Genomic DNA, 20,221 nt, shown 5'->3' on the forward strand with positions numbered 1-20,221 from the left:
GCCGCCAGCGTTCGTCCTGAGCCAGGATCAAACTCTCCATAAAAGAAATTTGATAAGCTCAAATTGTTTTGCTGGCATCAATTTTGATGTCCAAAATTTTTGTTTCGTTCACTTACCGAAGTTAGCTACTAAAAACTTTATTGATTACGTTTTGCTTGTTCAGTTTTCAAGGTTCATTTAATTCATATCGCCATCTTCAAGAGACAACTTCTATATCATAACTCTTGTAAGAATGAATGTCAATATGTTTTTTTAAAGTATTTTTGGAGCGGGTGATGAGAATCGAACTCACGACATCAGCTTGGAAGGCTGAGGTTTTACCATTAAACTACACCCGCGATATTAGATTTTTTATGGCGCGCCCGGCAGGAGTCGAACCCACAACCTTCTGATCCGTAGTCAGACGCTCTATCCAATTGAGCTACGGGCGCATATTTTAGTTAAATGACTTGGTGCGGCCGAGAGGACTTGAACCTCCACGGGGTTGCCCCCACTAGGCCCTCAACCTAGCGCGTCTGCCGTTCCGCCACGACCGCATTCAATTAGTAACTTTTTTTATTATACTATGATAATTTGAAATGTCAAGTCTTTTTCTTAAAAACGATGAGCCATGAAGGACTCGAACCTTCGACCCTCTGATTAAAAGTCAGATGCTCTACCAACTGAGCTAATGGCTCAAATATAAGAAATGAATGGCTGGGGTACCTGGATTCGAACCAGGGCATGACGGAATCAAAATCCGTTGCCTTACCGCTTGGCTATACCCCAATAAATGGCGGTCCCGACCGGGATCGAACCGGCGATCTCCTGCGTGACAGGCAGGCATGTTAACCGCTACACCACGGGACCGATATACTAACTTTTTTTGAAAAATGACCCCTACGGGATTCGAACCCGTGTTACCGCCGTGAAAGGGCGGTGTCTTAACCGCTTGACCAAGGGGCCGTGGCTCCGAAGGCAGGACTCGAACCTGCGACAACCTGATTAACAGTCAGGTGCTACTACCAACTGAGCTACTTCGGAATAATCAATGTTGATTTGTCGTTGTTATCTTGTCGACTTTTACTATTATAGAGATATCCTATAAAAACGTCAACCTTTTTCTTAATTTTTTTTATCCCTTCAGTTTTAATAGGCCTGAGCACTTGCCACAGCAGTATTTCTTCACATTTAATTTAATTTTTCTTATATAAATCTGCTGACATTTTACACATGTATATGTATACAGAGGGCGCTGTCTTTTACTCGTAGTTGTAGATGTTTGTAATGTCGAACAAAAGCGAGGTGCATTCACTTTTTTTAATAAATCTCGGAAATCTTTGTCACGATGTTGATAGCCTTTCCCTTCTAAGTGTAAATGATAGTGACATAGCTCATGACGAACTATTCCTTCAATTTCCTTTACACCATATATTTCAAACGCCTTAGGATTTATTTCAATATGGTGTGATTGTAATAGATAGCGTCCACCTGTTGAACGTAATCTACCATTAAAATAAGCTTGATGCAGAAATGGTTTATGAAAGCTTTCTAATGAAATTCGATTAACAAGCTGCTGCAGTTCCTCATTGTTCATAACATTCACCTCTAACAACAAGAATACCACACTGCGTAGTATAGACAGTGTGGCTAAAAATTATTACTTTTCAATATTTTGATCTTTTGGTGGTAGCATCGTTAATGCGATGCGCCCTTTATTTACTTCTATTTGCTCTACCCATACTGTAACAATATCACCTAATGCCACAACTTCTAATGGATGCTTAATTCGTTTCTTCTGTAATTTAGATATATGAACGAGACCATCCTGTTTTACGCCAATATCAACAAATGCGCCAAAATCGACTACATTTCTAACTGTACCTTGCAACTCCATACCAACTTTTAGATCTTCCATTTTCAAAACATCTGTTTTGAGTAGTGGTTGGGGAAAGGCATCACGTGGATCACGGCTTGGCTTCATTAATGTATCAACTAAGTCTTGAATTGTAACAACCCCAATTCCTAAATCTTCACTTAGCACTTGCACATTAAGGGTTGCAATCGCTTCTTCTGCCCTCTGAGAACCAATTTCTTTTTTATTTAGATGTGCCGCTTCTAAAATCCGCTCTGCTAAATTGTAGCTTTCCGGATGAATACCTGTTCCATCAAACGGATTTTTCGCTTCTGGCACACGTAAAAAACCTATTGCTTGCTCATACGTTTTAGCACCGAGTCGCGGGATTTTCTTCAGCTGTGTTCGTGTAGTAAATTGACCATTTTCTTCACGTGCTTTAACAATATTCTCTGCAACTGTTTTTGACAGACCTGACACGTATTGAAGTAGTGAAGCAGAGGCTGTATTAACATCTACCCCAACCTGATTTACAGCTGTTTCTACTATAAAAGTTAACGACCCTGATAATTTCTTTTGCGAAACATCATGTTGATACTGACCAACACCGACTGCTTTCGGTTCAATTTTCACTAATTCCGATAAAGGATCTTGCAGACGACGCGCAATCGATACAGCACTTCGTTGCTCTACCTGTAAATCTGGAAATTCTGCGCGTGCCACATCCGATGCAGAATAAACCGAAGCACCTGCTTCATTGACAATGACATATGCCACATCATTATTTACTTCATTCAGTACATCAGCAATAAACTGCTCAGTTTCTCGAGAAGCTGTACCGTTACCTATAGCAATAATACTAATTGGATACTTTGTCAAAATCGACTTCACAACTGATTTTGATTTTGCTACATCTGGTTTCGGTGGATGAGGATAAATGGCCGTTACTTCAAGCATTTTACCTGTTTCATCAACCACAGCTAATTTACAGCCTGTTCGGTAAGCGGGGTCTACTCCTAAGACATACTTACCCTTCATCGGCGGCTGTAATAATAGATTGCGAAGATTTTCAGAGAAAATATGAATGGCCTGAGCTTCCGCCTTTTCCGTTAACTCATTTCGTAATTCACGCTCAATGGATGGTTGGATTAATCGCTTATAAGAGTCTTCGATGGCTAATTTCACTTCCGAAATAGCAGGTGATGAGCCTGTTGCTGGAATCCATTCCTTCCACATGATCATTAGCACTCGATCTATTGGAACATGAATCGCAACTTTTAGAATTTCCTCTTTCTCCCCGCGATTCACAGCTAGAATTCGATGTGGGACAATACGGTTAACAGGCTCTTCGTATTCATAATACATTTCAAAAACATTTTTATCGTCTGCCTCCGCATTCTTCACACTTGCAGCCAGTACGCCTTCTTTCCAAGAAAACAAACGAATTTTTTCACGGATACCTGCATCATCAGCAAAGCGCTCTGCCAAAATATCACGTGCGCCTGTTAATGCATCTTCTGCTGTTGCAACATTCTCCTCGTCTATAAAATCCTTTGCTAAAAGTATTACATCGTCACCACGGAACTCTAATAGAAGATCTGCTAACGGTTCTAGTCCTTTTTCCTTCGCAATTGTCGCTTTAGTACGTCGCTTTTGCTTATAAGGGCGATATAGATCCTCTACACGCTGTAAAACAGTCGCTATTTGAATTGCTTTTTCTAATTCGGGTGTCAGCTTGTCCTGCTCTTGAATTAAACGAATAACTTCTTCTTTGCGTTGCTCAAGCTGCTGTATGTAGTGATAGCGATCCTCTACAGATTTAATTTGCACCTCATCAAGAGAGCCAGTAGCCTCTTTTCGATAACGCGCGATGAATGGAACGGTATTTCCATCATCCAATAATTTAATTACTGCCTCTGCTTGACCGGGTTTAATAGCTACATCTTTTGCAATGAGCTGTAACATTTGCTTTTGTTCCACATCATCACTACCTTTTTCTTTTCATTTTACCATTACATACTAATAAAAATGCAAAAATAGCCTACTCCTAAGTTGAGTAGACAGCATCTTTCAAATAATAGCAGGCGTTTATCGCTACTGAATAGAGGAATCCAATAGTAATAAACGCCTCATTGTGATGTCAGAGTGATACACTGCCACTAGACAGGATGGCCTCCTGTAATTTCTTAATTGCCTTCCTTTGTATTCTGGATACATGCATTTGAGAAATCTCTAATCGTTCTCCAGCTTCTTTTTGACTTAGTTGGTCTAAATAAGTAAGCTGAATAATTTGTTTTTCTCGTTCGTTTAAAACATCCATTGCATCAAATACAATCATTCTTTTGTTGGTCATTTCATAACCAACATCTTCTTTACCCATAATATCAAATAGCGTGACGGTACTACCATCAGAATCTGATTTAATTGAATGGTCCATAGAAAGTGCTTGGTAACTGCGACTCATTTCCATCGCCTCTAAAACTTCTTCTTCTTGAACATCTAATCTGTCTGCGATTTCTTTAATAGAAGGTGACCGTTGCAATTCTATTGTCAATGCTTCTACAGTTGCTTTAATACGTGGTCCTAATTCTTTAATTCGTCTTGGCACATGAACATCCCATGTTTTATCACGTAAAAAGCGCTTGATTTCGCCTACAATAGTCGGCACAGCAAATGCCTCAAAGCTCCGGCCAAAATCTGGATCAAAACGTCTAATAGCACCTAATAATCCAAGCATCCCCACTTGCACGATATCATCATAATATGATTTACCGTGTGAATACTTACGAGCGATGGACTCTACTAAATACCGGTAATGAATCACTAAATTTGTTTGTGCTTCATCGTCCTCAGTTGCCTGGTACAGTGCAATCCACCTTAATACATCTTCCTTTGACGAAGATTTATGTAGTGATTCTTTCGACATTTTTTTCCACCTGCTCTCTAGCGACATACTTTGTCATGAAAACAGTTACGCCACCATCGTTATTAATCATCACCTCATCCATCAAAGTTTCCATTAAGTAAAGTCCTAAACCGCCTTCTCGTAGTCCTGCAATACTCTCTCCTGGAAGATATGGTCCAATTTTTGACTTTACCTCCTCAAAATTGAAACTATTGCCGTAATCCGCAATCATTATTTCCATCTTATTTCCATATAAGGCGCAACCAATCACAATTTCGCCTTCTTCATCTTCTTTATAAGCATGGTGTACAACATTCGTCACCGCTTCACTTGCTGCGATTTTCAAATCCTCAATATCATCATAATTAAATCCTATCCGACTAGCTAAGCCAGAAACTGTTAAACGAATCACACTGACATATTGCGGCTTTGCAGGAACCCTTATTTCTATATAATCAAATTCCTTCATCAGCTTAATTCCACCTTTTTATCAGTTTCTATATCCATCAACTCACTTAAGCCTGTTATTTCAAATAATCTTTGTAATCTATTTGATAAGCCGACTAGTTTAACTTTACCGCCTTCACGCATGGCTCTTTTATAAAAGGCTACGAAAATGCCTAGCCCTGTACTATCCATATAATTTACTTTTGATAAATCCAGTTCGATTTCTATTCCTTTAGTTATCTTCACAGCCTCTAGTTCTTCACGTAGGCCTGAAGCTGTAAATGTATCGATTTCACCTTCAACAAATCCACATAATTTTGCACCGTCTTCTTTAAAATGGATCATCACGTCCATACAGCCCACCTCCACCTTATTTGTTAGACTCTTCTTCAATTCCCCTTATTATAAAATATTAAACCTATTTATCTACTTTTTTATAATCACAACTGAAAAATCATCTGATAGTTTAAAACCTTGTATTCTTTCTATTTCTTTATGAAGAAGACTACAAAGTTCCTGTGCAGCTAGATGTTTATGCTTCACAATCAATGACGTAATGACATCCCGTGAATTTAATTCATCATGCGCTCTAAATTCTGTAACACCATCGGTCATAATGATTACTATGTCCTGCTCCTCTAAGAGAATTTCATTATATGAATACTTAAATTCAGGTAATACGCCAAGTAGTAAACCTTTCGCCTCTAAAGCATAAAATTTATTCTCTTTAGCATTATAATGCAACGCGGGTTCATGACCTGCAGATGCGTAAGAAAAAATGCAGTTTTGAATATCCAAGCAACCGTAAAACATGGACACGAACATACTATCGTCCACACCCTTTTCAATTACTCGATTGATGACCTCCAATACATAAGATGGATCTTTATAAGCATATTCTAACGTTTCAAGTCCATATTTCACCATAGACATACACAATGCAGCAGGAACACCCTTGCCTACAACATCGGTCACAGCAACACTGAGGTAATCCTCTCGGTCATGTAAAAAATGCACATAATCGCCATTCATCTTACGAATCGGGATCGAAATCATACCGATATCAACACGCGACAGTTGTGGTACAACAGTTTTGAGTAGTGTTTTTTGAATATTAGTTGCGATATTCATTTCTATTTCAAATTCAGCCTGCTTTTGCAATAAGCTTTGATGCTCTCTATGTGCCATCCCATAATGCACCATAACTTCAATGAGAAAATCATAAGCAGACTGCATTTCATTTATTCTATCTGGAAAAATCTGTTCTATTGCGTTTTTATGAATGCTTACAACATCCTCTGGTGAAACATTTTTTCGGATTAATTGACGGGTGAAATTTTGAGCAATATATAAATTTTTTTCAGTTTGATCGGTCATATAATCTGATAATGTTGTTTTATATTGCTGTTCTAACTCTTTCAATTTCCCCACCCCCTAATGCAGCCTTTTCTCAGTTCTGATGATCGTACCTTCCCCAATAATAGATTGCACTTCCATGCTATCCATTAACCTTTTAACACCAGGTAAGCCTGCACCTAGTCCACCCGAAGTAGAATAGCCATCTTCCATTACTTTTCGAACATCCTTAATACCTGGGCCTTTGTCTGATGCAGTAATAACAATTTTCTTTTCAGCTTCTGTCTCAATTCTCTCAACTTCTATAACACCAATACTTGCATATAAATATATATTTCTAGCTAATTCACTAATTGCTGTCGTTATTCGAGCCTGATCAACAGTTCCAAATCCAAGTGCCTTCGCCTCATTGCGCCCTAGTTGTCTTGCTGCAACTATATCCCACTCAGTAATAATTTCAACCGAAGACTTTACTGTCACTGTTGTCCCTCCAATTCCTTTCGGAGTTATATTCTCTCACTTTTTTGTCTAATGACCCTGTTGTGCTTTAAACGATACGTTTATTTTATCTAAAGTGAAAATAATTAAGGTATATTCTATGTAAATCTCAATAACCTCTTCGGCATTTTTTCACAAAAATCCACTTTATTATAGTGCTTATGTCTATTTTAAATCTATTAATACCATTTTTCAATTTACGGTATTGCAGAATTTAAGAATAGCAATATAAAAAAGCATCCGGATGAAGAAATCATCCAGATGCTCTATACATATGTATATCAAAATTTAACAAGTCCCAAACTAATCATCAATGCACCATCTACCTTTTCCATCACTGCATGATCAAGTTGCGTAATACGATCAGTCAGCCTAGACTTATCGATTGTACGTACTTGTTCGAGCAAAATGACCGAATCACGTTCAAAACCATACTTTTCAGCATTGATTTCAACGTGCGTCGGTAACTTTGCCTTTTGTATCTGTGCAGTAATTGCTGCGATGATGACAGTCGGACTAAATCGATTGCCAATATCATTTTGAATAATTAACACCGGCCTCGTACCACCTTGCTCGGAACCGACTACCGGCGATAAATCTGCAAAAAAAACGTCACCACGTTTTACATTCAAAGTGTCATCCCCCGCTAACGAGACGCTCCACTGTATGTTGTGCTTCATATTCTGCATGCAAGCATTCACTTGCAATCATCAGATTAATATGAGACATCTCAACATATCCTTTCATCATAGCTTCCCGTATTTGATTTGGTTGCTCCTGCATTAAATTTTTGCGCGACAAAACATGCACAAAAGATTCACCTTCAATTACTTCCTTTGTTTGTAGAAATAATCTGTCTCGAACAGCAATTGTAGCTTCTCTAAACTTTTTCTCGTACACAGCAAGCACCTCCAACGGAACCATCACTTTTCATTACTACTCATTCTACCATTGAAAGATATTGTTGAAAAGACACGAAATGACAAAATATCTGACAATTTGAAGTATAAGTTGTAAAATCCATGTTGGTTTTCGAAGGAATATGTCGTTAAATATATATTCTAGGGACTCTTGCTGTAATAATACATGGTATTTCATAATTAATGGTTTTTAGTTTTGCTGCCCATTCATTCATTGAAATAATTTCTTGCCCTTGACGACCAATGAGCGTTACTTTCTCTCCTATAGCATATGCTTTTGGAAGGGCAACCATACATTGATCCATGCAAATTCGTCCAACTATTGGTGTTCTTTGTCCACTAATTATCACTTCTTGTCCAGCTAGTTTACGAATTACTCCATCCGCATAGCCTACTGGGATAGTACCTATCCACATATCTTTAGGGGCAACAAATGTTGCACCGTAGCCTACTGACTCGCCTGCCTTTAATTGCTTGACATGTACAAGCTCACTCTCAAGTGAAAAGGCTGGGTTTAATGGAAATGGTAAGATTCCATCAACGTAAGATGATGGAGACAATCCATACATTGAAATACCATACCGTACTGCATCAAATTGCAAATGTGCGTCCTTTACTAATGACGTTGCTGTATTTGAAGCATGTACAAGTCTTGGCTTTTCAGGTAATAAAGAAATAAGTTTCTCAAAAGACTGCACTTGGCTATCGAAATATTTCGTATCCTCCTCATCAGCTGTTGCGAAGTGAGTAAAGATTCCGTCAAGCTCCACATTATTTGTTAGTTGAATCATATGATATACATCCAATAACGCTTCCTCTGTACGTACGCCGATTCTTCCCATTCCACTATCTACTTTTATATGTAGGCGTAAAGGATTTACTGCGTTAGCAATGTGTGCCGAAACTTGTTGTACCCATTCTCTTGCAAATGTAGTAAGAATAATACGTTGCTGAGCTGCATAAGGTGCAAACGAAACTGGCGAAGCTCCTAATACTAGTATATCTGGTTCTTCAAAATGTGCTCGTATATGTAATGCTTCGTCTGGTGTAGCTACGGCCAGCATTGTTGCGCCCGCTTCCAGTGCTGCTTTTGCAACGGCTACATCGCCATGTCCATATGCATTTGCCTTCACTACTGCAATAACTTGTACATTTGGTTGAAGTAGCTCTTTTAAGTTTCTTACGTTTTGTTGAATCGCTTGTAAGTTTACAATTGCTTTGGTTGGTCTAAAATACTGCTGTGTCTCCATTAGAATACCCTCTTTATTTTTTATTAAACCATTATGTAATACCCAAATACCTTTTATTCATTATACCTCAAAATAATTTCTGCTTGAATTTTGAATATCGCTAGGCATTAAGTATCTAAATAGTGTTAATAAACAACTTTTTTCATTTTAACTGTACTATTTGACTTAGTTAGCTACAGCTTTCTTTACCTTGAAAGCTGTAGCTAGTAAAAAATTACTTCATACTACTTATCGTCATAGAAGTAGCAACTTCAATCATTTCTTCACGCGTTAATTTACTCGATGCTACAAAGAAGGCAACACCGTCTTTTTCCCAGCTGATAGAAGTATCCGTGATAGCACCAATTGTAAAGCCTAAGTCAACAGGATCTCCAGGAGACGTTACTGGCAACATAGAAGTCTCTTTCATAACTGGTTGTTGCATCACAGTATATGCCTTATCACCTTCAAATGTTAAGATAACACGTTCCATACTACCATCACGAATAGCTTGCTCATCCACCATCGTTGTGTTTTCAAAATTCACAACTGGGTAATGTGTTTGGAATTCTTCATATTCTACTTCTGCACCAACTGCTTCTTTATCATCTTTTTCTGTTGGCGCAGCTTGCTCACCTTTAGTTTCATCTGTTTCAGTAAATTGCTCTACGGCATATTCTTTCGCAGCATGCTGCACACCTAATTTAATATTCTTAAATGTAATACGAATTTGTTCTTCTTTCACATCATTCATAATTACTACTGAAGTTGGAAGCATTGATTTTTTATCAACTGTTATGACCTGGTGAGGCATACTATTTTTATAGCTATTTCTAGTAGCCGCTTCAAATATATATGCTTTGTCTTCTTCTTTCATGACTAAATTCTTATCTTCCGCTAAATCTTCTGCAAGCGCTCCAATTAAATAGGCCTGACTATTTTTCTTTGGCCAATCACTTTGGAACTTATACATTTTGTTCAATGTTGGTGTAACCACAAAGACGCCATCTGCATTGCGCACAATCATTTGCGAAACATCTTTCCCGCTTTCTACTACTTCTACTCGGTAAAAATCAGGCTTTGTATGCCAAACAGTTACATCATACTTTCTCGGTTCTCCACCTGATTTAATCTCCATCGTAGCGTCTAACTCATAACCATTTGTCTCTGACCACTTGCCATTAACTTTCTTCAACACTTTTTCCTGTGAGGCTGTACCACATGCCGACAGAAGTAATATCGCACAAATTAAAACGAGCCAAGTAACTAAACGGTTGCCCACGCTTTCACCCTTTCTTCTTTCAAATCCACTACGACAATATATGAACTGCATTTGTCAGTTATGTCTTTTGAAGAATAGGCAATATATTTATCTTCATTCATCATATTTTTTTGTGGCAAAAACATAGTAAACTCCCATCTCTACAGGTGGTGAAATGAATGCCACTGTAGCTTTTATTATGGTAGGAAGCCGACCAAATGAAGATAAAGCCCCAAACGGATGTCACGGATTTTGAATGGATGACTAAAAGGCAGTTGACCTAATAGCGATGCAACAAGGCGACAACGCTGTGTCATGCAGACCTAAGCACCATTCAAGTTCCGGATGCTGAGGTCTAATGGACTACAACAGTAATATTACTTGAGCAGCTGCATATTGCTTAGTATGTGTAATACTGACAAATCCGTTCACTAGTTCTCCTTTGAAATATAGAATGGGATTACCAGCTTCTCCTCTTAATATTTCAACATCCTGTAGCCCACATTCTTTACCAATACCCGTACCTAGCGCTTTTGAAAATGCTTCTTTTGCCGCAAATCGTCCTGCCAAAAATTCTATTTTGCGAGTTTCTGAATGTGTTGCAAATAATGTCTGTTCTTTCTCTGATAAAATACGATCTTTAAATTTACTTGAACGTGTCATCACCTTAGTAATGCGCTCAATTTCCACAATGTCGAGACCAATTCCTTTAATCATATGAACTTCTCCTTTTCTTATTTCCAAAAATCCATGTATAATAATTGTAAATTGAGGTGGAGCAATGTTTAGTAGAACAGAAAATTTTAAGCAATATACAAAGTATTATCCTGTTGTTTCAATATTAATAGCTGTCAATCTAATCCTTTATGGATTAACTCTTTTACCTGGCATAGGTACGCTCATGTGGAACTATGGTGTCCAAGCAAATTTCCTCGTACAAAACGGTGAGTGGTGGCGTGTTTTCTCGGCAATGTTTTTACATGCCGGCTTTATGCATGTACTTTTCAATATGTTTTCACTATATTTATTTGGACCAGAGCTGGAAAAGATTGCTGGTAAGGCACGTTTCATTACGATTTACTTAGTATCTGGTGTTGTCGGTAACATGGCAACCTTTATGCTATATGATAGTAGCTATGCGAGTCTTGGCGCAAGCGGAGCTATCTTTGGCATTTTCGGTGCTTTTGGTGCCCTTGTCTACTATACTCGCCGTACAATGCCTATGCTACGCAAGGTTATTTTACCGATTATCGTCATTAGTGTTATTATGACTTTTTTACAGTCCAATGTGAATGTCTATGCCCATTTAGGTGGTTTAGTAACAGGATTCATTCTCGGACTTGTTTACTTACATCCCAAAAGAATCTTAAGCTGGCGTAAGCAAAAGATGGCAGGTAAATAACGCGAAAAAAGAGAGTGAGGTCACAATAACCTTCACTCTTTTTATTTATCCACAACTAGGCCAACTTGTATCAGCCGTTTCTTTTAGCCATTTCTCGGATACAATTATAATGCAATAGTCTCCTCTTTAGCTGCTTTGATTTTTTTCCATTCGGCTGCCGTTAAACCATATACAACCTGGTCTACATGATGATCATATAACCATTCTGCATCTCTTAGACGGCCTTCTTCATTAAAGCCTAACACTTTAGGAATTGTACGACTTCGGATATTCCCTACTGCTACACGCACCTCAATGCGATTCAACTTCAGATAACTAAAAGCATAATCGATAAAAGCTTTCATCGAATTAGTCACCAATCCTTTGCCGACAAAATCATTACCTAACCAATAACCTATACTCGTCCACTTATGCTGCCAATTCACCTGATGATAGCCAATTACACCTGCAAGTTTACCTTCATAGTAAACCCCAGCTTGTATCCCATTATTATTTGCATATTGTTGCATTGCTTTTCGTACAAATTGTTCAGTATCTTTTACTGATTTCACATCATCTACAAATGGTAACCACTCACGTAACGTGTCCCTTGAACGGTCAGTCAGTGCAAACAATTCATCTACATCACTTAAATCCAACAATTTCAAATATGTTTTTTCATTAATATCATATTTAAACACGATTACCACCCCTTATATTCAGTTTATTCTATTATATACATGATTTTTGTAAATTTATAGATAAAAAAGCTAATCTTCACATTTCACTGTAAGATTAGCTTAGTTTTTTTCTCCCGTTAATATTCGTACCAAGATAATATGGCTTCAGCATCTCGTTGTTCCAAACTCGGCACATTACCTGTCATCCCCGTCATGCCTGACATGACCGTAGCTTTAACAGACATGACCTTTTTTCTCTTTTGGAAATATGATTGTGTACACTCCACCGATTGTATACGTTTTTTCTCCATATAAAACGTTATACGACTAAACAGACGATATTGCATAGTAAATTGTTTACCATCAATCATATAGCCTGCCGTTTTATGTTGCCATATACCAAGTAGTATTGTTAATGGAATCAGTAACAACGACAGTAAACCATACGGATATAAGAAATAACTACTAGCACCAATTATCGGTACAAGCCATATAAAATCAATTCGGTAAAAAAAAGGACGGGCCCGTTTTGGTGAACGTGTATATTCAGGATGCCAGTTCATATCCGGAAAAAGTTCAGCTAATGTTTGTAGACAATCATGCTTTTTAATAAGTGGGAACAGTGCAATTTTTTTATCTCCACCTTTCTCACCATTTCCTCCAGCACTTTCTACAACAACAGTTGCAAAGCCTGTTAACTGACGTAAAGGGTTTTCAACAATACGAATGGCTTGTATTCGATTTAAAGGCAAAGTAATACGTTTCTTCTCCAGCAAACCCTTTGTAATAATAAGCTTTTCATCTTCAATGCGAACAGTATAATCGTAATAATTTACAAGCGTGATGATAACGGACACAAACCATGCGACTATAAGAATTAGCATGACTGTCAATGCTAATAAAAATGCACCAACTTTCACAAAATCTGAAAGCTCATGGAATACCGCTTCATATGGAATAATATCTGAAAACTGTGAAACTACCGCCACAATACCCGAAAGCACTACACCTATTCCACCAGAGGTCGTTGCTAACACCAATAAATCACGAATTGACATATGATAAATCGACGGAACGATCTCTTCTTCCACAGGAGTAGAATTAAGCGTCTGTTCTACGTCAATCTGTTGCTCATTTCGATTTTTTGCCCGGTGCATTTCAAGTTCAATAACATCTGCAGCCACCTTACGTATTGCTGTCAATTCTACCTCAGGCTTACCACCCTTACTACCAGCAGTTTCAACTTGTACTTTTACTAAACCAAATAATCGGTGAAAAATGCCCTCATTATAATTTAAACTTTGAATCCGCTCAAATGGAATATAGCGCTTTTTCTTCACGAACAAACCGTACTTTACACGTAGTTCGCCCTCCTCAAACCAATAGACAAAGGTACGCCATTTTATAATACCACCTACAAGTGCAAGTACTGCCGCTCCACCCCACACACCAAACAATAAAACCGTTTCAAAAAAATGCTCGCTGTGGAAGTTGAATGAAAAATTAAAGCCATTACTAATAATAATAATCACGACTGGTAAAATCATACTTTTTAATGCTTTTACAGTCGTTATAATAGCAGACACTGGGTGCAAACGATAAATTTCATTAGACATCATCTTCCGCCACCCTTGCTAATTCCGAAATATGTGCACGAAGTCCATCTGCCTCATCCATAATAAGTGCTGGAATTGTATGTACAGTAGCTGCCGTGGAGATAGAAATATTGCCAAGATTATATCTTTTTAATATCGGCCCTTGTGTAGTATCAACATGTTGTACACGCACCATTGGAATAAGTGTACGTTTTACTACAAATAAGCCATGCTGCACTTCGATTTCACGCTCACGCACTTCATAACGCCAACGTTCCCAACGTATTTTTGGAAATAAATATACAGACAGGATGGCACTCAGTAAAACAACAGCCCCGGCAATGAAATAAATAAATGTAGGCCATTCAAAATAATACGTGCCATAACATACGAACGCTGCCACAATTATGAGTAACACGGTTTGAATTACTCCGTAAAGCCGCCATACCGTTAATCCTTTACGAGAAATTTGATGAATTGGTTCTGCTCTCAAAGTCGTTCCTCCTCTTTTATCCAACTATGTATACGTACCCAAATGCCATTTTGTTTCAATTAAAAACGAAAAAAACCTTACAGTCAAATTAGACTGTAAGGTTCATAATTAATATTAGTCTTCATGACGACGAGGTGCTCTAGAACGACCTTGCCCTTGCCCTTGTCCTTGACCTTGTCCACCTTCACGGCGACCACCTTCACGACGTCCGCCATCTCGGCGACCTCCACGATCTCCACTGCGGCGCTCTCCGCTTCGACCGCCATCTCGACGACCACCGCTGAAGTTACGACCTCCACGGCTTCCACGATCTCCACTGCGGCTACCGCCACCAGAACGTTCACGACGCATTGGTAATGGACGTTCTTCTGAGATTGTTACTGGTGTATCATCTGGCTCTTTTGTTAATGAACGCAATGCAGCAGCTACTACATCTGTCGCATCATGATTTTCAAGAACTTCTGCAGCAAGTGTACGATAATCACCTAAGTTATTGTTAGCAATAAGACCTTCTAGTTTTTCAACAGCTAAACGTTGTTGACCAACTAATGCTTCGTCAGTTGTTGGTGGACGAAGTGGCGTCATGCGTTTTTTCGTAGTATCTTCAACGATACGTAGGTAACCCATTTCACGTGGTGTTACGAAAGTGATTGCTGTACCCGATTTACCAGCACGACCAGTACGTCCAATACGGTGAACGTAAGATTCTGGATCTTGTGGAATATCGAAGTTGTAAACATGCGTTACGCCTGAAATATCAAGACCACGAGCAGCTACGTCCGTTGCAATTAAAATGTCAATTTTACCCTCTTTGAATTGGCGTAAAACTGAAATACGTTTCGCTTGGCTTAAATCACCATGAATACCTTCTGCAAGGTAACCACGTACGCTTAGCGCTTGTGATAATTCATCAACACGGCGTTTTGTACGACCAAAGATAATCGCAAGTTCCGGTTTTTGAACATCTAATAAACGAGATAACGCATCAAATTTCTCACGTTCAGTCGCTTTCACGAAGAACTGCTCGATATTTTCAACTGTCATTTCTTTTGCTTTAATTTTAACTACTTCTGGGTTGTTCATGAAAGTTTCAGCAATTTTACGAATAGCTGGTGGCATAGTAGCTGAGAACAATAATGTTTGACGGCTAGATGGCACGCTTTCTAAAATTGTGTTAATGTCATCGATGAAGCCCATGTTTAGCATTTCATCCGCTTCGTCTAGTACAAGTGTTTGAACTTCGTCTAATTTAAGCGTACGACGATTAATATGGTCTAAAATACGCCCTGGTGTACCAACAATAATTTGTGGTTTATTTTTAAGTGCACGGATTTGACGACTAATTTCTTGACCACCGTAAACTGATAATAATTTAACACGTTTGTCGTAACCTAATTTATATAGTTCTTCTGAAACTTGAATCGCTAACTCACGAGTCGGAGCGATGATTAAAGCTTGGATTGCAGGGTTTTTAGGATCGATTTTCTCAATAAGCGGAATACCGAATGCTGCTGTTTTACCAGTACCAGTTTGCGCTTGACCTAAAACGTCGCGGCCTTCCATTGCAAACTTGATAGTACCTTCTTGTATTGGTGTTGCTTCTTCAAATCCCATACGCTTTAGTGAACGTAATGAAGATTCGCTAATATTTAATTCTGAAAAATTTGTCAAACTTCTCAATCTCCTTTTTCCTTTTAAGTTGACAAATGGTTACATTTTCAGATGAAGTTGTCGGCAAATTCGAGCCTGTGTTGTGGAACGTTTCCGTTACTTAAAAATTCTCTCTACGTGGATGTATCGTGTAGAGCTCTCTTATATGAAAAGGAAAGCCCGGTCTTTACCGAGCGGTTTAATTCTGTCGTAATTATTCACTTAGAATAAAACCGTTATGTTCAAAAAAAAGCACTCTTCAACCAAATCATGAAGAGTCTTCGCACAAAATGTATCCATTGCTTACACTAGTCTATCACGTGAATCAGTCGTATGCAACGATAACGCATGAGTCGTAATAATCTGACTACTTATTGACCCTTTAAAAATTCAAGAACCCTTAAAAACCAAGCAGAGCAATCCTCGCCATAACAAATATGATGCTTACCATTATCAGAAAAATACAAGTGTTTATCTTTTGAGGCCAGTTGGTCATATAAAAATTGCGCCGTATGATACGGCACAATACCGTCTAATTTTCCCTGTATTATATATACTGGATTTTTTATATCTTTATAATACGGCGCTACTGCTTGAACCAGTCTCATAAATTCCATTGTTGCTGATAAGGGCACGTTGTTAAACTTATTGCGATAGCGTAAAAACAATTCATTATTAGCAAGATTGCGATGATATGCCTCAGTCGCCAGCATCTTAAAATCCTTAACAAGCTGCTTTGGGCTCACATACTTCGCTGCTGCACTAAGCAACACAAGCTTTTTCACTTTATAGCGTTTCGCCAGGTACAAAGCGATAATGCCTCCCATTGAAAAACCAACGATTATTACTTCATCCACTTTTTTCGCAAGTGCGCGAAAAGCAAGTTCAGTATCCATTAGCCAGTGCTTCGCGGTAAAGCCTCGCATATGCAATTCTTCACCATGTCCGGATAGTGTGGGCGTCTCAACCAACCAGTCTGTCTGCGCCCGTAAATAAGCTGTAAAAGGCTCTACTTCATAAGGTCCACCTGAAAATCCATGTATACATAGCACCCCTACTGTCATTACCTCACCTCGAGAATAAAACACTAGTTTTACAACTAGCACTTCATTAATTACATACTTACAAATGCTAGGAATTCTACTTCAAAAGATGGGAATTCGAAAGATTCAAAAGTCGTTCATCATCATTATTTACCCAAATAGATTTCATATACTAAGATCACAACAACTTGTGCAGGCGTAGGTGTTAAGTAAGTACTCCACCGCATTTTCCTGAGAGATTGACGCGACATGAAAAATGCAGCTTTTTAGCCTAGATGGTATCTATAGATTAAATTATCCATTGTAAAAAATCTATTGTTCTCTTAAAAATTAAAAATCGATGGGGTGCATCCCCATCGATAAAACTTTACTGCGCAAATGCATTTAAAATGTTTTCTAACTTCATGCCTCTTGAACCTTTTATTAAAACGATGGATTGCTCATTAGCTTGCTGTAACTTTTTAATAATCGGAGCGTAATCATCTTGCGTATATAATAAATGCTCTGCGTCAAATTGCTCTTTTAACACCTCGTACAAATAAGCCATGCGTGGTCCATATAAGCAAACGTAAGAGATTTCTTCTACCTGAATATCTAGTGATAAGTCTTCATGGAAACTCTGTTCATTTGAGCCTAGCTCGAGCATATCACCTAGCACAAGCCACTTTTCTGGGCGAATCGTTGTCGTAGCTACAAACTGAATAGCAGCCTTTACAGATGTTGGTGCCGCATTGTAAGCATCATTAATGAACAATGCACCATTTGTACCGTGTACTTGTTGCATGCGCATATCAGTTAAGGCAACTTTTTTTAACGATTCCCGTATTTGGTCATTATTTAAACCTAATTTTTGTGCAATTAGCATAGCAATCAATGTATTTTTCACTTGATGCTTTCCTAGTATGGAAATAAAGAAATCACCTTCAATCATACCATGTGTCGTGAAGCTGCTTCCGTTAGCAGTCGCTTCTATATTTTCTGCGTACAATAAATCTCCAGGCTCTAAACCAAATGCCTGTGCATTTAAATTCCCCTCTTGTACAACCAATTCCTGCAATAACGGCTCATCACCGTCATAGAAAAGTACGCCATCATCTTGCATACCTTGAATAATTTCAAACTTTGCCTTGGCAATCCCTGCTCGAGAACCCAAATCTTGCATATGTGCCTCACCAATATTTGTAATAACCGTCATATGCGGGTGCGCTAACTTCGTTAAAAATTCAATCTCACCAAAACCACTCATGCCCATCTCAAGCACAGCGACTTCGGTATCTTCATCAAGCTGCAATATCGTTATTGGCAAACCTAGCTGATTATTAAAGTTCCCTATGGTTTTTTGCACCTTGAAAAATGGTGCCAGTGTTCCTGCTAAAATGTCCTTCGTTGATGTTTTACCATTCGACCCTGTAATCCCTATAAACTTTGCCTTATGCTCACTGCGATAGGCACGCGCCATCTGCTGTAATGCCTTTTCGGGATCATCGACAAATAATAATGGAACTCCTGCTGGCGGATTCGGTTCATCCCTTTGCCACAACGAAGCTCCTGCACCTTTTTCAAAAGCTTGCACAACAAATTTATGGCCATTTGCTTGCTCACCACGAAAAGGCACAAATAAATCACCTTGCTGAATTGTTCTTGTATCAATAGAAATCCCTGATACTACCGTGTCACTGAAAGCTGGCACTTCATCATTTAACCATGCTGCTAATTGCTTTAATGTCTTTTTCACAATAATCCCACTCAGTCTTTTTTATAGTGAAGCTGTTGTTTTTCCTCGTATCGCTCAATCGCTAGCTCAATTAATCGATTAATAAGCTCTGGGTAACTGACATTTGTATGTTGCCAAAGAAGTGGATACATACTTACAGGTGTAAACCCAGGCATTGTATTTACTTCATTGATATAAACCTCGTTATTTGCTGTAACAAAGAAATCTGCACGTACTAAACCGCTTCCATCTAGGATTTTAAAGGCACGTTTTGCATAATCTGTTAAGTTGGCTACAACTTCTGTAGACAATTCTGCTGGAATAATAAGCGCCGTTGAACCATCCTTATATTTAGAGTCATAATCATAAAAATCTGTCATCGGTTTAATTTCACCTGGCACTGAAACTTCCGGGAAATCATTGCCTAATACACCAAGTTCGATTTCACGTGCCACGATTCCTTGCTCCACTACGATTTTACGGTCAAATTGTAAAGCTACTTCAATCGCCCTAGTAAGTTCTTCACGATTTGACGCCTTGCTAATCCCAACACTTGAGCCTAAGTTGGCTGGTTTCACAAACATTGGCCAAGTTAATTTTTTTTCGCAGCGTGCTAAAATGGCTTGCTGTTCATTTGCCCATTCACTGCGAATGAAATACGTATACGGCACTTGTGGTAAGCCTGCAATTTCAAATAATTGCTTCATGATTACTTTATCCATACCTGCTGATGATGCTAGCACACCATTTCCTACATACGGAAGATTTAAAACTTCAAGTAAGCCCTGAACAGTACCATCCTCACCATTTGTACCATGTAACAACGGGAAAATCACATCGAACTGTACAGCTTTACCATTCTCGTCGATTAATAAATTTGTAATATTGTTTTCTAAAATAATGGCATCGTCACCAAATTGTAATTCTTCAATTGTACTTGCAGGCTTTACTAGGCGCTTACCTCGTCGCCACTCCCCATCAAGTGTAATGAAAATCGGATATACTTCATACTCCTCGAAATTTAAAGCCCCAGTGACTGCACATGCCGTCGACAATGACACCTCATGCTCCGCAGACTTTCCGCCGTATAATAAACCGATTCTTGTTTTCATTTTTGTGCCCTCCACATACTTCTTGAGTACTATTAGTTTATCACGAAACGGCTTGACAAATGTCATAAAAATCTCACCGTAATTTTGACGGTGAGATTTATGT

Annotated in this window: 21 protein-coding genes and 8 tRNA genes; 1 reads left to right on the forward strand and 28 read right to left on the reverse strand. The window is 38.6% G+C overall.

The annotated features are described in order from the left end of the window. Positions 1 to 264: 264 nt before the first annotated feature. From ACQKII_RS07600 to acpS, 21 genes are all read right to left on the reverse strand, one after another. A tRNA-Gly gene (locus ACQKII_RS07600) sits at positions 265 to 338 on the reverse strand. A 16-nt stretch (positions 339 to 354) separates the two neighbouring features. Beyond that, a tRNA-Arg gene (locus ACQKII_RS07605) sits at positions 355 to 431 on the reverse strand. Positions 432 to 450: 19 nt separating this feature from the next. Continuing rightward, positions 451 to 536: transfer RNA gene (locus ACQKII_RS07610), tRNA-Leu, on the reverse strand. Positions 537 to 604: 68 nt separating this feature from the next. After that, positions 605 to 677: transfer RNA gene (locus ACQKII_RS07615), tRNA-Lys, on the reverse strand. Between the two features lie 16 nt (positions 678 to 693). Beyond that, positions 694 to 768 (reverse strand) — tRNA-Gln (locus ACQKII_RS07620). A gap of 5 nt (positions 769 to 773) precedes the next feature. Next, a tRNA-Asp gene (locus tag ACQKII_RS07625) sits at positions 774 to 849 on the reverse strand. Between the two features lie 24 nt (positions 850 to 873). Then, positions 874 to 945 (reverse strand) — tRNA-Glu (locus ACQKII_RS07630). Position 946: 1 nt separating this feature from the next. Then, positions 947 to 1,023, reverse strand: a tRNA-Asn gene (locus ACQKII_RS07635). Positions 1,024 to 1,114: 91 nt separating this feature from the next. Beyond that, positions 1,115 to 1,576 carry a SprT family protein gene (locus ACQKII_RS07640; protein WP_427457963.1) on the reverse strand — a complete coding sequence of 154 codons (462 nt, stop codon included), beginning with the start codon at positions 1,574 to 1,576 and terminating at the stop codon, positions 1,115 to 1,117. 63 nt (positions 1,577 to 1,639) lie between these two features. After that, positions 1,640 to 3,814: a Tex family protein gene (locus tag ACQKII_RS07645; RefSeq protein WP_427457966.1), complete on the reverse strand. Its 2,175-nt coding sequence runs from the start codon at positions 3,812 to 3,814 to the stop codon at positions 1,640 to 1,642. A gap of 160 nt (positions 3,815 to 3,974) precedes the next feature. Next, positions 3,975 to 4,760, reverse strand: coding sequence for an RNA polymerase sigma factor SigB (gene sigB / locus ACQKII_RS07650; RefSeq protein WP_427457968.1), 786 nt, complete (start codon positions 4,758 to 4,760; stop codon positions 3,975 to 3,977). After that, positions 4,738 to 5,208 carry an anti-sigma B factor RsbW gene (rsbW, locus tag ACQKII_RS07655; protein ID WP_427457971.1) on the reverse strand — a complete coding sequence of 157 codons (471 nt, stop codon included), beginning with the start codon at positions 5,206 to 5,208 and terminating at the stop codon, positions 4,738 to 4,740. The genes sigB and rsbW overlap by 23 nt, the downstream gene beginning before the upstream one ends. Next, positions 5,208 to 5,540: an STAS domain-containing protein gene (locus tag ACQKII_RS07660; RefSeq protein WP_427457974.1), complete on the reverse strand. Its 333-nt coding sequence runs from the start codon at positions 5,538 to 5,540 to the stop codon at positions 5,208 to 5,210. Before ACQKII_RS07660 ends, rsbW begins: the two co-directional genes overlap by 1 nt. A 72-nt stretch (positions 5,541 to 5,612) precedes the next feature. Beyond that, positions 5,613 to 6,608: a PP2C family protein-serine/threonine phosphatase gene (locus tag ACQKII_RS07665; protein ID WP_427457977.1), complete on the reverse strand. Its 996-nt coding sequence runs from the start codon at positions 6,606 to 6,608 to the stop codon at positions 5,613 to 5,615. A gap of 12 nt (positions 6,609 to 6,620) precedes the next feature. Then, on the reverse strand, positions 6,621 to 7,022 hold the full coding sequence (locus ACQKII_RS07670) for an anti-sigma regulatory factor (protein WP_427457980.1): 402 nt from the start codon (positions 7,020 to 7,022) through the stop codon (positions 6,621 to 6,623). A gap of 299 nt (positions 7,023 to 7,321) precedes the next feature. Beyond that, positions 7,322 to 7,672: a type II toxin-antitoxin system PemK/MazF family toxin gene (locus ACQKII_RS07675; protein ID WP_008177055.1), complete on the reverse strand. Its 351-nt coding sequence runs from the start codon at positions 7,670 to 7,672 to the stop codon at positions 7,322 to 7,324. 4 nt (positions 7,673 to 7,676) lie between these two features. After that, positions 7,677 to 7,940, reverse strand: coding sequence for a hypothetical protein (locus ACQKII_RS07680; RefSeq protein ID WP_427457983.1), 264 nt, complete (start codon positions 7,938 to 7,940; stop codon positions 7,677 to 7,679). Positions 7,941 to 8,088: 148 nt separating this feature from the next. After that, positions 8,089 to 9,210, reverse strand: a complete 1,122-nt coding sequence (gene alr, locus ACQKII_RS07685; RefSeq protein WP_427457987.1) for an alanine racemase — start codon at positions 9,208 to 9,210, stop codon at positions 8,089 to 8,091. A gap of 214 nt (positions 9,211 to 9,424) precedes the next feature. Next, positions 9,425 to 10,471, reverse strand: a complete 1,047-nt coding sequence (locus ACQKII_RS07690; RefSeq protein WP_143997057.1) for a LolA family protein — start codon at positions 10,469 to 10,471, stop codon at positions 9,425 to 9,427. Then, positions 10,456 to 10,596, reverse strand: a complete 141-nt coding sequence (locus ACQKII_RS07695) for a hypothetical protein (RefSeq protein WP_427457990.1) — start codon at positions 10,594 to 10,596, stop codon at positions 10,456 to 10,458. The genes ACQKII_RS07690 and ACQKII_RS07695 overlap by 16 nt, the downstream gene beginning before the upstream one ends. 217 nt (positions 10,597 to 10,813) lie before the next feature. Next, positions 10,814 to 11,167, reverse strand: coding sequence for a holo-ACP synthase (acpS, locus tag ACQKII_RS07700; protein ID WP_427457992.1), 354 nt, complete (start codon positions 11,165 to 11,167; stop codon positions 10,814 to 10,816). A gap of 64 nt (positions 11,168 to 11,231) precedes the next feature. Here acpS and ACQKII_RS07705 point away from each other — a divergent pair, with 64 nt between their 5' ends. Further along, on the forward strand, positions 11,232 to 11,852 hold the full coding sequence (locus ACQKII_RS07705; RefSeq protein ID WP_427457995.1) for a rhomboid family intramembrane serine protease: 621 nt from the start codon (positions 11,232 to 11,234) through the stop codon (positions 11,850 to 11,852). Between the two features lie 104 nt (positions 11,853 to 11,956). Here ACQKII_RS07705 and ACQKII_RS07710 read toward each other — a convergent pair whose 3' ends face one another. The 7 genes from ACQKII_RS07710 to ACQKII_RS07740 all read right to left on the reverse strand — a co-directional run bounded on the left by ACQKII_RS07710 (position 11,957) and on the right by ACQKII_RS07740 (position 20,118). Then, positions 11,957 to 12,532, reverse strand: coding sequence for a GNAT family N-acetyltransferase (locus ACQKII_RS07710; protein WP_427457998.1), 576 nt, complete (start codon positions 12,530 to 12,532; stop codon positions 11,957 to 11,959). 116 nt (positions 12,533 to 12,648) lie between these two features. Further along, entirely contained in the window at positions 12,649 to 14,127 is a 1,479-nt protein-coding gene (locus ACQKII_RS07715; protein ID WP_427458362.1) for a PH domain-containing protein, read from the reverse strand. Beyond that, on the reverse strand, positions 14,120 to 14,599 hold the full coding sequence (locus ACQKII_RS07720; protein WP_427458000.1) for a PH domain-containing protein: 480 nt from the start codon (positions 14,597 to 14,599) through the stop codon (positions 14,120 to 14,122). Before ACQKII_RS07720 ends, ACQKII_RS07715 begins: the two co-directional genes overlap by 8 nt. Before the next feature lie 114 nt (positions 14,600 to 14,713). After that, positions 14,714 to 16,270: a DEAD/DEAH box helicase gene (locus ACQKII_RS07725; RefSeq protein ID WP_427458002.1), complete on the reverse strand. Its 1,557-nt coding sequence runs from the start codon at positions 16,268 to 16,270 to the stop codon at positions 14,714 to 14,716. A gap of 350 nt (positions 16,271 to 16,620) precedes the next feature. Next, the gene (locus ACQKII_RS07730) at positions 16,621 to 17,313 is read right to left on the reverse strand and encodes an alpha/beta hydrolase (protein WP_427458004.1); all 693 of its coding nucleotides are present in this window, start codon (positions 17,311 to 17,313) and stop codon (positions 16,621 to 16,623) included. A 346-nt stretch (positions 17,314 to 17,659) separates the two neighbouring features. Next, positions 17,660 to 19,027, reverse strand: coding sequence for a UDP-N-acetylmuramoyl-tripeptide--D-alanyl-D-alanine ligase (locus tag ACQKII_RS07735; RefSeq protein ID WP_427458006.1), 1,368 nt, complete (start codon positions 19,025 to 19,027; stop codon positions 17,660 to 17,662). An 11-nt stretch (positions 19,028 to 19,038) separates the two neighbouring features. After that, positions 19,039 to 20,118, reverse strand: a complete 1,080-nt coding sequence (locus tag ACQKII_RS07740) for a D-alanine--D-alanine ligase (protein WP_427458008.1) — start codon at positions 20,116 to 20,118, stop codon at positions 19,039 to 19,041. Between the last annotated feature and the right edge of the window lie 103 nt (positions 20,119 to 20,221).

The sequence above is a fragment of the Lysinibacillus sp. NPDC048646 genome (genome assembly GCF_050272295.1).
In the GTDB taxonomy this organism is placed as follows: domain Bacteria; phylum Bacillota; class Bacilli; order Bacillales_A; family Planococcaceae; genus Lysinibacillus.

Excerpts from the sequence above, each read along its gene's own strand:
- ACQKII_RS07640 (WP_427457963.1), bottom strand. The coding sequence starts at position 1,576 with ATGAACAATGAGGAACTGCAGCAGCTTGTTAATCGAATTTCATTAGAA.
- sigB (WP_427457968.1), bottom strand. The coding sequence starts at position 4,760 with ATGTCGAAAGAATCACTACATAAATCTTCGTCAAAGGAAGATGTATTA.
- rsbW (WP_427457971.1), bottom strand. The coding sequence starts at position 5,208 with ATGAAGGAATTTGATTATATAGAAATAAGGGTTCCTGCAAAGCCGCAA.
- ACQKII_RS07660 (WP_427457974.1), bottom strand. The coding sequence starts at position 5,540 with ATGGACGTGATGATCCATTTTAAAGAAGACGGTGCAAAATTATGTGGA.
- alr (WP_427457987.1), bottom strand. The coding sequence starts at position 9,210 with ATGGAGACACAGCAGTATTTTAGACCAACCAAAGCAATTGTAAACTTA.
- ACQKII_RS07695 (WP_427457990.1), bottom strand. The coding sequence starts at position 10,596 with ATGTTTTTGCCACAAAAAAATATGATGAATGAAGATAAATATATTGCC.
- acpS (WP_427457992.1), bottom strand. The coding sequence starts at position 11,167 with ATGATTAAAGGAATTGGTCTCGACATTGTGGAAATTGAGCGCATTACT.
- ACQKII_RS07705 (WP_427457995.1), top strand. The coding sequence starts at position 11,232 with ATGTTTAGTAGAACAGAAAATTTTAAGCAATATACAAAGTATTATCCT.
- ACQKII_RS07715 (WP_427458362.1), bottom strand. The coding sequence starts at position 14,127 with ATGTCTAATGAAATTTATCGTTTGCACCCAGTGTCTGCTATTATAACG.
- ACQKII_RS07730 (WP_427458004.1), bottom strand. The coding sequence starts at position 17,313 with ATGACAGTAGGGGTGCTATGTATACATGGATTTTCAGGTGGACCTTAT.
- ACQKII_RS07740 (WP_427458008.1), bottom strand. The coding sequence starts at position 20,118 with ATGAAAACAAGAATCGGTTTATTATACGGCGGAAAGTCTGCGGAGCAT.